The organism is Streptomyces sp. E-08 (assembly GCF_049913095.1).
Classification (GTDB): Bacteria; Actinomycetota; Actinomycetes; order Streptomycetales; family Streptomycetaceae; genus Streptomyces.
The window spans coordinates 5097770-5109885 of record NZ_CP183971.1; the positions used below are offsets into that span (position 1 = coordinate 5097770).

The following is a 12116-nucleotide window of genomic DNA, read 5'->3' on the forward strand; positions in this document are numbered from 1 at the left end:
GGGCCCGTACCCCCTGGGGTGCGGGCCCGTTCCCGCGTGTCGGCTGTGTGTTTGAGAGGATCTTCGCGTGAGCGATGACGTGCAGGACGGGTTCGTACGGGTACGCCTTGACCTTTCGTACGACGGCAAGGACTTCTCCGGCTGGGCCAAACAGGCCCAGGGGCAGCGGACCGTACAGGGCGAGATCGAGAACGCCCTGCGGACCGTGACCCGGTCCAGGGAGACGTACGAGCTGACCGTCGCCGGCCGGACCGACGCCGGGGTGCACGCGCGCGGCCAGGTCGCCCACGTGGACCTGCCCGTGGACGTGTGGGCGGAGCACCGCGACAAGCTGCTGCGGCGGCTCGCGGGGCGGCTCTCCCACGACGTGCGGGTGTGGAGCGTGGAAGAGGCCCCCGCCGGCTTCAACGCGCGTTTCTCGGCCATCTGGCGCCGCTATGCCTACCGCGTCACCGACAACCCCGGCGGCGTCGACCCGCTGCTCCGCGGGCACGTGCTCTGGCACGACTGGGCCCTCGACATGGACGCCATGAACGAGGCGGCCACCGCGCTCGTCGGCGAGCACGACTTCGCCGCGTACTGCAAGAAGCGCGAGGGCGCCACCACCATCCGCACGCTCCAGGTGCTGCGCTGGGAGCGGCGGGACGACGGGATCCTGGAGGCGACCGTCAAGGCGGACGCCTTCTGCCACAACATGGTCCGCTCGCTCGTCGGCGCCCTGCTCTTCGTCGGCGACGGCCACCGGCCGGTCGACTGGCCCGGCAAGGTGCTCGCCGCCGGTGTCCGCGACTCGGCCGTCCACGTCGTGCGGCCGCACGGTCTCACCCTCGAAGAGGTCGGCTACCCGGCGGACGAGCTGCTCGCCGCCCGCAGCCGGGAGGCCCGCAACAAGCGGTCACTCCCGGGGAGCGCCGGCTGCTGCTGAGGCCTGGGAGCGGCCCCGGGCGTAGATCTGGTTGAAGGCGAAGGTGCCGAGGTCGTCGCTGGCCTGGAAGACGGGCTTGTCGGCCTTGGTGACCTTCTTGCCGTTGGTGAACCCGGCCTGGGTGAAGTACGCGTACCGGCCGATCGCGTTCGAGCGGCGCAGGCAGACCGTGGCGTGGCAGAAATCACCCACGCCCGCGCCGACCAGGGGCGCGATGCCGCCCGCGGCCTGGTCCTTCGCCTTCTGGGCCGCCTTCTCGGAGGGGAAGACGGCGACGCCGACGGTGACCGCCACCCCGTCCTTCACGTAGGTGGCGCGGAGCACCCGCTGGCAGCCGTTCCGCTTCAGGACCGTGCCGAGGCCGCCCTGGGTGACGGCCGCGCAGTTCGTCGTCGAGGAGGTCGCGCCCTTCTTGTACGGGCGGCCGCTCATGGTGAGCTTCTTGCCCGGGAAGAGGCCCTCCGCGCTCAGCGGGGCCTTGTCCTTCTTCGGGTCGGAGATGTAGTCCTTCGGGTTCGGCGGGGGCGGCGGCGCCACCGACGAGAAGGTCGGCTCGGGGGTCGGCGTCCCGGTGGGGGAGACGGTGCCGGTGGGGACCGGACCGTTCTTGGCCTCGTCGTTCTTCTTGTTCGTGCTCACGACGGCGGTCGCGACGATCGCGCCCACGGCCACCGCGGCCAGGACGCCGCCGCCGATCAGCAGGAGGCGCTTGCGGCGGCCGCGCGAGGCCGAGGCGTCGGCCAGGGCGCCCCAGTCGGGCGTGTCACCGCTGCCCTGCGCCCCCGGGAACGGGTTCGGCTGTGCCTGCTGCTGGGGCGGCGGGTACCCGTACCCGTGCTGCTGCCCCTGACCCTGCTGTCCGTACCCGGGCTGCTGTCCGTACCCCTGCTGCCCCTGCTGCTGCGGCTCCTGCGGCCACTGCGGTCCCCCAAAGCTCATGCCGCGCATCCTAAACCGGTTGGGCCGGGCCGACGCGGGCGGCGACAATGCATCCCATGGGACATGTCGAGGCCGCGCATCTGGAGTACTACCTTCCCGACGGGAGGGTCCTCCTCGGGGACGCCTCCTTCCGGGTCGGGGAGGGCGCCGTCGTCGCCCTGGTCGGGGCCAACGGCGCCGGCAAGACCACCTTGCTCCGGATGATCGCCGGGGAGCTCCAGCCGCACGGCGGCACGGTCACGGTCAGCGGCGGCCTCGGTGTCATGCCGCAGTTCGTCGGCTCCGTACGGGACGAGTCCACCGTCCGCGACCTGCTCGTCTCGGTCGCGCAGCCGCGGATCCGGGAGGCCGCGAAGGCGGTCGACGAGGCCGAGCACCTGATCATGACGGTCGACGACGAGGCCGCGCAGATGAAGTACGCGCAGGCCCTCAGCGACTGGGCCGAGGTGCAGGGGTACGAGGCCGAGACCCTCTGGGACATCTGCACGATGGCCGCGCTGGGCGTCCCGTACGAGAAGGCGCAGTTCCGTGAGGTCCGGACGCTCTCCGGCGGTGAGCAGAAGCGGCTCGTCCTGGAGTCGCTGCTGCGCGGCCCCGACGAGGTGCTGCTCCTCGACGAGCCGGACAACTACCTCGACGTGCCCGGCAAGCGGTGGCTGGAGGAGCGGCTGCGGGAGACCCGCAAGACCGTGCTCTTCATCTCCCACGACCGGGAGCTGCTCTCCCGGGGCGCCCAGAAGATCATCGCGGTCGAGCCCGGCCCGGCCGGGTCGGACGTCTGGGTGCACGGCGGCGGCTTCGACACCTTCCACGAGGCCCGGCGGGAGCGGTTCGCCCGCTTCGAGGAGCTGAAGCGCCGCTGGGACGAGAAGCACGCGCAGCTGAAGAAGCTGGTGATCAACCTGCGGCAGGCGGCCGCGGTCAGCCACGAGATGGCCTCCCGGTACGCGGCGGCGCAGACCCGGCTGAGGAAGTTCGAGGAGGCGGGGCCGCCTCCGGAGCCGCCGCGCGAGCAGGACATCCGGATGCGGCTGCGCGGCGGGCGGACCGGGGTGCGGGCCGTGACCTGCGAGAACCTTGAGCTGACCGGTCTGATGAAGCCGTTCTCGCTGGAGATCTTCTACGGGGAGCGGGTCGCCGTCCTCGGTTCGAACGGCTCCGGGAAGTCGCACTTCCTGCGGCTGCTCGCGGGGGACCCGACCGTCGCCCACACGGGTGCGTGGAAGCTCGGCGCGCGGGTCGTGCCGGGGCACTTCGCGCAGACCCACGCGCACCCGGAGCTGGCCGGGCGGCCGCTCGTCGACATCCTGTGGACGGAGCACGCCAAGGACCGGGGCGGGGCGATGTCGATGCTGCGGCGGTACGAGCTGGAGCGCCAGGGCGACCAGTCCTTCGACCGGCTCTCGGGCGGGCAGCAGGCGCGCTTCCAGATCCTGCTCCTGGAGCTGGCGGGGACGACGGCGCTGCTGCTGGACGAGCCGACGGACAACCTGGACCTGGAGTCGGCCGAGGCGCTCCAGGAGGGTCTCGAGTCGTACGACGGGACGGTGATGGCCGTCACTCACGACCGCTGGTTCGCGAAGTCCTTCGACCGGTTCCTGGTCTTCGGCTCGGACGGCGTCGTACGCGAGACGTCCGAGCCGGTGTGGGACGAGCGACGGGTCGAGCGGGCGCGGTGACGCCGGTCACGGCCGCTGGGCCGGGCGCGCGGGGTGGGGGTCGCGCGTTTTGACCCGTCCGGGGTGGCGCGGGTACTGTTGCGGTTTGTTATGCGTATTGGCTTCGTCGTTCTCACGCGAAGGGCCTTTGCGCAGGTTCCCTGGAGCAGTTACCAGTGGCTCGCATACGGGCGGTGTTCCCGGCAGTGCAGGCCCCAGCTGCATGATCGCTTCAGGTGTGTCTGGACTCCATCCACTGAAGAAGCGAAGGCTACGAAGTGCGTACGTACAGCCCCAAGCCCGGCGATGTCACTCGCCAGTGGCACATCATCGACGCGCAGGACATCGTCCTGGGCCGTCTGGCGACGACGGCTGCGAACCTCCTGCGAGGCAAGCACAAGCCCGTCTACGCCCCCCACATGGACATGGGCGACTTCGTCATCATCATCAACGCTGACAAGGTCCACCTGTCCGGCAACAAGAAGACCCAGAAGATGGCCTACCGCCACTCTGGCTTCCCGGGTGGTCTGCGCTCCGTCCGTTACGACGAGCTGCTCGAGAAGAACCCCGAGAAGGCCGTCGAGAAGGCCATCAAGGGCATGATCCCCAAGAACTCCCTGGGCCGTCAGATGCTCTCGAAGCTGAAGGTCTACGCGGGCGAGAACCACCCGCACGCTGCGCAGCAGCCGGTCCCGTTCGAGATCACCCAGGTCGCGCAGTAGTTCCGGCCACACCCCCTAAGAACGAAAGAAATCTGAGGAGCATCGTGGCCGAGACCACCCCCGAGACCCCCGTCGACGAGTTCGAGGGCGTCGAGGAGTACACCACCGAGACCGAGCTCGTCGAGGGTGAGTACACCTCCGAGTCGCTCGCGTCCCGCTTCGGCGACCCGCAGCCGGCCGCCGGCCTGGGCCGTCGCAAGAACGCCATCGCCCGCGTCCGGATCGTTCCGGGCACCGGCAAGTGGAAGATCAACGGTCGCACCCTTGAGGACTACTTCCCCAACAAGGTGCACCAGCAGGAAGTCAACGAGCCCTTCAAGGTGCTCGAGCTCGACAACCGCTACGACGTCATCGCCCGCATCGCGGGTGGCGGTGTCTCCGGCCAGGCCGGCGCCCTGCGCCTCGGCGTGGCCCGTGCGCTGAACGAGGCGGACGTCGAGAACAACCGCCCGGCGCTGAAGAAGGCCGGCTTCCTCTCCCGTGACGACCGTGCGGTCGAGCGGAAGAAGGCCGGTCTCAAGAAGGCCCGTAAGGCTCCGCAGTACAGCAAGCGTTAATCGCCTGCTCGGTCTGCTTTCGTACGCCCCGGCGGCACTGCCCGTGCCGTCGGGGCGTACGTTTTTTCGTAACCTCTTTCGTCACCTCTTTCATCTTTCATCAGCTTGGGCACGTATTTTCGGAGGACAGCTGTGGGACGACTCTTCGGCACGGACGGCGTACGCGGCGTCGCCAACGCGGACCTGACGGCGGAGCTTGCGCTCGGCCTTTCGGTCGCGGCCGCGCACGTGCTCGCCGAGGCGGGCACCTTCGAGGGCCACCGGCCGACCGCCGTGGTCGGGCGGGACCCGCGCGCCTCCGGAGAGTTCCTCGAAGCGGCCGTCGTGGCCGGCCTCGCCAGCGCCGGCGTCGACGTCCTGCGCGTGGGCGTCCTGCCCACGCCGGCCGTGGCCCACCTCACCGGCGTCCTCGGCGCCGACCTCGGCGTGATGCTCTCCGCCAGCCACAACGCCATGCCCGACAACGGCATCAAGTTCTTCGCCCGCGGCGGCCACAAGCTCGCCGACGACCTCGAGGACAAGATCGAGGCCGTCTACGAGGAGCACCGCACCGGCGCCCCCTGGGAGCGCCCGACCGGTTCCGGCGTCGGCCGCGTCCGCGACTACGACGAGGGCTTCGAGACGTACGTCTCCCACCTCCTCTCCGTCCTCCCCAACCGCCTCGACGGCCTCACGATCGTCCTCGACGAGGCCCACGGCGCCGCCGCCCGCGTCTCGCCCGAGGCCTTCACCCGGGCCGGCGCCCGGGTCGTCACCATCGGCGCCGAGCCGGACGGCCTCAACATCAACGACGGCTGCGGCTCCACCCACCTGGGCCTGCTCCGGGCCGCCGTCGTCGAGCACGGCGCCGACCTGGGCATCGCGCACGACGGCGACGCCGACCGCTGCCTCGCCGTGGACGCCGCCGGCAACGAGGTCGACGGCGACCAGATCCTCGCCGTGCTCTCCCTCGCCATGCGCGAGGCCGGCACCCTGCGCGGCGACACCGTCGTCGCGACCGTCATGTCCAACCTGGGCTTCAAGCTCGCCATGGAGCGCGAGGGCCTCAACCTCGTCCAGACCGCGGTCGGCGACCGCTACGTCCTGGAGTCCATGAAGGAGAACGGCTTCGCGCTCGGCGGCGAGCAGTCCGGGCACGTCATCGTGCTCGACCACGCCACCACCGGCGACGGCACCCTCACCGGCCTCATGCTGGCCGCCCGCGTCGCCGCCACCGGCAAGTCGCTCGCGGACCTCGCCGGCGTCATGGAGCGGCTCCCGCAGATCCTCATCAACGTCAAGGACGTCGACAAGTCCCGGGTCACCACCTCCGGTGAACTCGCCGCCGCCGTCACCGACGCCGAGCGGGAGCTCGGCTCCACCGGCCGTGTCCTGCTGCGCTCCTCCGGCACCGAGCCGCTGGTCCGCGTCATGGTCGAGGCCGCCGACATCGAGCAGGCCCGCGCGGTCGCGCAGCGCCTCGCGGATGTCGTGAAGTCCGCTCTGGGCTAGCCTTTCTGAGGCACCGTCATGCACGAGTGAGGGCCCCTGCCGGTTTCCGGCGGGGGCCCTCCTCCGTGCTTCACACCTTCGGTTCCCGGCGCCATCGGCCGCGCTGGGTGCGCCACAGCAGCTTCTGCCCGTACAGGGTGAGCGTCCCGGCCAGCATGATGCCGAAGAGGTTGAGCCCCAGCTGCTCGACCGAGCCCCACATCTGGCTCAGGTCCCCGTAGCTGAGTGCCACCGCCGCGTTCGCGCCGGCCGGGACCGTCGTCACCGAGATCGCCACGCCCACCAGGGCCCCCGACTTGGCGGACGTCAGGGAGAGCGTCCCGGCCGCGCCCGCGAGCAGCGCCACGACGAACGAGAACGGGTCCGGCTGCCAGATGAACCTGGTGTTGGGCCGGTCCGCGTCCAGCTGGGCCTTGCTGAACAGGTCGAGCGCGTCCATCCCCAGGCTGAACACCGTCGTCGCCACGATCGCCGCCGCGAAACCCACGACCAGCGCGAACAGCGACCGGGCCGCCAGCTTCGGCGCGCGCCGCACGATCGCCGTACAGACCCCGGCCAGCGGTCCGAACTCCGGCCCGACCGCCATCGCGCCCACGATCAGGATCGCGTTGTCCAGGACGACACCGCAGGCCGCGATCATCGTCGCCAGGATCATGAACGCGCTGTACGTGATGGAGAGCGTCGACTCCTCGTTCGTCGCGCCCGCCAGCTGCTCCCAGATCACCGCGTCCGCGGGCTCGCCCGGGGCCTCCGCCTCGGCCGCGTCCGCGCGTGTGGAGAGGGAGAGGTCGATGCTCCCGACGGCGATCGAGCCGTCCTGATCGATCCTCAGCCCGCGCAGCCCGTTGAGCAGTTCGTCCCCCGCCTCGCGGGCCACGTCGCACATCACGAGGTCGCCGGAGGGGTCCCGGGCCGCGCCGGGCAGCACCACCAGATGGGTGGTGCCCACCGTCGACTCGATCAGCCGGACCGCTTCGGAGGTGCGGTCGGGCGGGACGATCATCCGGAGATGCAGCATGGGGAGAGCGTACGGAGGTCAGAGCTTCCGGAGGCTCAGGCGCTGCACCTTGTGGTCGGGGCCCTTGCGGACGACGAGGGTCGCGCGGCCACGCGTCGGGGCCACGTTCTCCAGGAGGTTCACCTTGTTGATGGTCCGCCACATCGTGTGCGCGTAGTCGAAGGCCTCGTCCTCGGAGACCTGCGTCCAGCGCCGGAAGTACGAGGACGGGTCCTGGAACGCGGTGTCGCGCAGCTTCCGGAAGCGGTTCAGGTACCAGCGCTCGATGTCCTCCGGCCGCGCGTCCACGTACACAGAGAAGTCGAAGTAGTCGGCGAGGCCCACCCTGGTCCGGCCGTCCTTGCCGGGAAGGGCCGGCTGGAGGACGTTCAGCCCCTCCACGATGAGGATGTCCGGGCGGCGGACGACGAGCCGTTCGCCGGGCACTCGGTCGTAGATCAGGTGCGAGTAGACCGGGGCCGTGACCTCGTCCTTGCCCGCCTTCACGTCCGCGACGAAGCGGGTCAGGGCCCGGCGGTCGTATGACTCGGGGAAGCCCTTCCGGGACATCAGGCCGCGCGCCTTCAGCTCCTCCATCGGGTAGAGGAAGGCGTCCGTGGTCACCAGCTCCACGCGCGGGTGCTCCGGCCAGCGGGCGAGCAGCGCCTGGAGGAGCCGGGAGACCGTCGACTTGCCGACGGCCACCGAACCGGCGACCCCTATGACGAAGGGCGTGCCGCGCTGTTCGGCGCTCTCGCCCAGGAAGGTGTTCAGCGCGCCGCGCAGGCCGCTGGTGGCCTGCACGTACAGGTTGAGCAGCCGGGAGAGGGGGAGGTAGATGTCCCGCACCTCGTCGAGGTCGATGACGTCCCCGAGACCGCGGAGCCGCTCGACCTCGTCGGCGGTCAGCGGGAGCGGCGTCTTGTCGCGCAGGTCGCTCCACTCGGCGCGGGTGAGGTCGACGTACGGCGTCGCCTCGGACGGCTTGCGGTGTCCGGTGCCGTTGCGGGGGGCGGCGGGGGTACCGGGTGTGGCGGGGGCGGCGGGGGTACCGGGTGTGCCGGGGGCGGCGGGTCCGGCGCCGTTGCCGGGTTCTCCGTCGGGGCTTCGTGGCGGCGAAGTGATCACCCCGCCATTGTCGGGGGTCGGCGGCCTCCGTGGGCCGTGGGGTCGGTCACGCCCCAAAAGGCGTTGTACCGTCCTCCCGCTGCGGCGATCATGCTGTGATGCCGCGTGGGCTCCTGTCTTCACGCGGGGGGAGCCGCCACGAGGCGGCGCGAAGTCACCACGACGCCATGACGCCGACGCGTCACGTCGTCACGAAGAGAAACAGAGAGCCACGCCCGATGCGTACGTTCACCCGAAGCACCGCCGTCGCTGTCACCGCCGCCTCCCTCGCGCTGCTCGTCAGCGCCTGCGGCAGCGGGGACAAGGACGCCGGCAAGGGCACCGGCAAGGACTCCGCGTCGCCGAGCGCCTCCGCCACGAGCAGCGCGCCCGCCGCGAAGGCCCTGTCCGCCGCCGAGCTGGAGAAGCTCATCGTCGAGCAGACCGACCTGCCGGGCCACCAGGTCCAGAAGGCCAAGCCCGCGGACCTCGTGAAGTCCGAGGCGGTCTCCACCGACAAGGCCTCCTGCAAGCCGCTCGCCGACGCGATGTCCTTCCTCTCCACCGGGAACCCGGCCGCCACCGCGAACCGCAAGGTCATCGAGGTGCCGAAGACCGAGGGCGCCACGGCCTCGCCGCAGGAGGCGCTCGGGGCGCTCAGCGCACCCGTCACCAGCGTGGCCCTCGGCTCGTACGACGGTCAGGGCGCGCAGGAGGCCTTCGCCTCGCTGAAGACGGCCGGCACGGACTGCGCGGGCGGCTTCACGGTCATCGGCGGCGGCGAGAAGACGAAGGTCACCAAGGTCGCGCCGGAGACGGTGTCCGCCGGTGAGGAGTCCCTCGCCTGGACTGTCACCACCGACATGGACGGCGAGCCCTTCGTCACCAAGGTGGTCGTCTTCCGCAAGGGCGGCACGCTCGCCTCCTTCTCCACCCTCAGCCTCGGCGGCACGGTCAAGGCCCTGCCGAAGGCCGTGATCGACGCCCAGGCCGCCAAGCTCGGCTGACCCGGGGCGCAGGCAGGTACCGGGGTGCGCCGGGCTTCCGGTGCTTCCGGGCTTCAGGAGCGGGTTTCGGGTCCTCGCGCCCCCGGCGCCCGCTCCTCGCGCTCCAGCGTGCGGGGTACGACACGGGCGGGGGCTCGCGACGCGCCGACTCCGGCCGGTGGGGCGGGTTCCGCCGTACTCTGCCGTCATGTGCGGAATCGTGGGATACGTCGGCGGGCAGTCGGCGCTTGATGTGGTGGTCGCGGGCCTCAAGCGGCTCGAATACCGGGGCTACGACTCGGCCGGTGTCGCGGTCCTCGCCGACGGCGGGCTCGCCGCGGCCAAGAAGGCGGGCAAGCTCGTCAACCTGGAGAAGGAGCTCGTCGACCGGCCGCTGGCCGGCGGCTCCGTCGGCATCGGACACACCCGCTGGGCCACCCACGGCGGGCCCACCGACGCCAACGCGCACCCGCACCTCGACAACGCCGGGCGCGTCGCCGTCGTCCACAACGGCATCATCGAGAACTTCGCCGCCCTGCGCGAGGAGCTCGGCGACCGCGGTCACACGCTGCTCTCCGAGACCGACACCGAGGTCGTCGCCCACCTCCTCGCCGAGGAGTTCTCCTCCGCCGGAGACCTCGCCGAGGCCATGCGGCTCGTCTGCCGCCGCCTCGACGGGGCCTTCACCCTCGTCGCCGTGCACGCCGACCAGCCGGACGTCGTCGTCGGCGCCCGCCGCAACTCGCCGCTCGTCGTCGGCGTCGGCGAGGGCGAGAACTTCCTCGCCTCCGACGTGTCCGCCTTCATCGCCCACACCCGCTCCGCGATCGAACTCGGCCAGGACCAGGTCGTCGAGCTGACCAGGGAGGGCGTCACCGTCACCGACTTCGACGGGGTGCCCGCCGAGGTCCGGGCCTACCACGTCGACTGGGACGCCTCCGCCGCCGAGAAGGGCGGCTACGACTACTTCATGCTCAAGGAGATCGCCGAGCAGCCCAAGGCCGTCGCCGACACCCTCCTCGGGCGGATCGACGGGTCCGGCCGGCTCACCCTCGACGAGGTGCGCATCCCCGACGCCGTGCTCCGCGAGGCCGACAAGGTCGTCATCATCGCCTGCGGCACCGCCTTCCACGCCGGGCTCATCGCCAAGTACGCCATCGAGCACTGGACCAGGATCCCCTGCGAGGTCGAACTCGCCAGCGAGTTCCGCTACCGCGACCCGATCCTCGGCCAGCGCACCCTGGTCATCGCGATCTCCCAGTCCGGCGAGACCATGGACACCCTCATGGCGCTCCGGCACGCCCGCGAGCAGGGCGCGAAGGTGCTCGCCGTGTGCAACACGAACGGCTCGACCATCCCGCGCGAATCCGACGCCGTGCTCTACACCCACGCCGGGCCCGAGGTCGCCGTCGCCTCGACCAAGGCCTTCCTCACCCAGCTCGTCGCCTGCTACCTCCTCGCCCTCTACCTCGGCCAGGTGCGCGGCACCAAGTGGGGCGACGAGATCCACGCCGTCGTGCGCGAGCTCGCCCGGATCGGCGACGAGGTCGAGCGGGTGCTGGAGACGATGGAGCCGGTACGGGCCCTGGCCCGGTCGCTCGCCGACAAGGACACCGTGCTGTTCCTCGGGCGGCACGTCGGCTACCCGGTGGCCCTCGAGGGCGCGCTCAAGCTCAAGGAACTCGCGTACATGCACGCGGAGGGCTTCGCGGCCGGCGAGCTCAAGCACGGGCCGATCGCCCTCATCGAGGAGGACCTGCCGGTCGTCGTGGTCGTGCCCTCGCCGCGCGGACGCTCCGTCCTCCACGACAAGATCGTCTCCAACATCCAGGAGATCCGGGCCCGCGGAGCCCGGACCATCGTCATCGCGGAGGAGGGCGACGAGGCCGTCGTCCCGTACGCCGACCATCTCGTCCGCATCCCCGCCACGCCTACGCTGCTCCAGCCGCTGGTCTCCACGGTGCCGCTCCAGGTCTTCGCCTGCGAGCTCGCCACCGCGCGGGGCAACGAGGTCGACCAGCCGCGCAACCTGGCCAAATCCGTGACCGTGGAGTGAGTGGGAAATGATCATTGGGGTGGGGATCGACGTGGCGGAGATCGACCGCTTCGCCGCGTCGATCGAACGCACACCGGGGCTGCTGCAGCGCCTCTTCGTCGAGCGGGAGCTGCTGCTCCCCAGCGGCGACCGGCGCGGGCCCGCGTCGCTCGCGGTGCGGTTCGCCGCGAAGGAGGCGCTCGCGAAGGCGCTCGGCGCGCCGGGCGGGCTGCACTGGACGGACGCCGAGGTGTACGTCGAGGGCACGGGGCAGCCACGGCTGCGGGTACGGGGGACGGTGGCGGCGCGGGCGGCGGAACTGGGCGTGAAGCACTGGCACGTCTCGCTGAGCCATGACGCGGGGGTGGCGTCGGCGGTGGTCATCGCGGAGGGCTGACGCGCCGGACGGCTCCGCCCTTTGGGCCCGCGCCCCCGCCGTTGTGGTCTGGCCCCGCCGGTCCTGTTGTGGGCCCGCGCCCGCCCTCGTTGTGGGCAGGCGTTCCGCAAGGGGCGGAACGGGTGGGCACAACGGACGGCGCCCTTGCCGGCGCCAGAGGCTGTAGCGCCTGAACCCGCACTCCTGGTGACGGCACCTGGTGGTGCGGGTCCAGGCACAGGGAGCGGAGGCGCCGCGAAGGGCGCCGTCCCGTGTGCCCACCCGTCCCGCCCAGCGGGACGATTGCCCACACGGGCAGCGGG

The 12116-nt window shown here is 71.3% G+C and carries 11 protein-coding genes; 8 read left to right on the forward strand and 3 right to left on the reverse strand.

Annotated features, from left to right (window positions below; genetic code table 11):
- The first annotated feature begins 67 nt into the window (after positions 1 to 67).
- Entirely contained in the window at positions 68 to 925 is an 858-nt protein-coding gene (gene truA, locus ACN9MM_RS23665) for a tRNA pseudouridine(38-40) synthase TruA (protein ID WP_426365561.1), read from the forward strand.
- Here the strand turns inward: truA and ACN9MM_RS23670 are convergent.
- Positions 896 to 1864, reverse strand: a complete 969-nt coding sequence (locus ACN9MM_RS23670; RefSeq protein WP_426365562.1) for a hypothetical protein — start codon at positions 1862 to 1864, stop codon at positions 896 to 898. The two genes, truA and ACN9MM_RS23670, sit on opposite strands and share 30 nt — an antisense overlap.
- A 56-nt stretch (positions 1865 to 1920) precedes the next feature.
- Here ACN9MM_RS23670 and ACN9MM_RS23675 point away from each other — a divergent pair, with 56 nt between their 5' ends.
- From ACN9MM_RS23675 to glmM, 4 genes are all read left to right on the forward strand, one after another.
- The gene (locus ACN9MM_RS23675; protein WP_426365563.1) at positions 1921 to 3543 is read left to right on the forward strand and encodes an ABC-F family ATP-binding cassette domain-containing protein; all 1623 of its coding nucleotides are present in this window, start codon (positions 1921 to 1923) and stop codon (positions 3541 to 3543) included.
- A 257-nt stretch (positions 3544 to 3800) separates the two neighbouring features.
- Positions 3801 to 4244, forward strand: coding sequence for a 50S ribosomal protein L13 (rplM, locus tag ACN9MM_RS23680; protein ID WP_426365564.1), 444 nt, complete (start codon positions 3801 to 3803; stop codon positions 4242 to 4244).
- Between the two features lie 44 nt (positions 4245 to 4288).
- Entirely contained in the window at positions 4289 to 4801 is a 513-nt protein-coding gene (rpsI, locus tag ACN9MM_RS23685; RefSeq protein ID WP_015035601.1) for a 30S ribosomal protein S9, read from the forward strand.
- 132 nt (positions 4802 to 4933) lie between these two features.
- Positions 4934 to 6292 (forward strand): phosphoglucosamine mutase, encoded by a 1359-nt coding sequence (glmM, locus tag ACN9MM_RS23690; protein WP_426365565.1) that lies wholly within the window; start codon positions 4934 to 4936, stop codon positions 6290 to 6292.
- Positions 6293 to 6362: 70 nt separating this feature from the next.
- On the opposite strand, the gene ACN9MM_RS23695 is transcribed toward glmM, so the two are convergent.
- Positions 6363 to 7310 carry a DUF389 domain-containing protein gene (locus ACN9MM_RS23695; protein ID WP_426365566.1) on the reverse strand — a complete coding sequence of 316 codons (948 nt, stop codon included), beginning with the start codon at positions 7308 to 7310 and terminating at the stop codon, positions 6363 to 6365.
- Between the two features lie 18 nt (positions 7311 to 7328).
- Positions 7329 to 8417, reverse strand: a complete 1089-nt coding sequence (gene coaA / locus ACN9MM_RS23700) for a type I pantothenate kinase (RefSeq protein WP_426365567.1) — start codon at positions 8415 to 8417, stop codon at positions 7329 to 7331.
- Between the two features lie 218 nt (positions 8418 to 8635).
- Between coaA and ACN9MM_RS23705 the strand changes: the two genes are divergently transcribed.
- The 3 genes from ACN9MM_RS23705 to ACN9MM_RS23715 all read left to right on the forward strand — a co-directional run bounded on the left by ACN9MM_RS23705 (position 8636) and on the right by ACN9MM_RS23715 (position 11814).
- Positions 8636 to 9403: a hypothetical protein gene (locus ACN9MM_RS23705; RefSeq protein WP_426365568.1), complete on the forward strand. Its 768-nt coding sequence runs from the start codon at positions 8636 to 8638 to the stop codon at positions 9401 to 9403.
- A gap of 187 nt (positions 9404 to 9590) precedes the next feature.
- A complete protein-coding gene (glmS, locus tag ACN9MM_RS23710; RefSeq protein ID WP_426365569.1) occupies positions 9591 to 11438 on the forward strand; it encodes a glutamine--fructose-6-phosphate transaminase (isomerizing) in 1848 nt (615 codons plus the stop codon).
- Positions 11439 to 11445: 7 nt separating this feature from the next.
- The gene (locus tag ACN9MM_RS23715; protein WP_391748133.1) at positions 11446 to 11814 is read left to right on the forward strand and encodes a holo-ACP synthase; all 369 of its coding nucleotides are present in this window, start codon (positions 11446 to 11448) and stop codon (positions 11812 to 11814) included.
- Positions 11815 to 12116 lie beyond the last annotated feature (302 nt).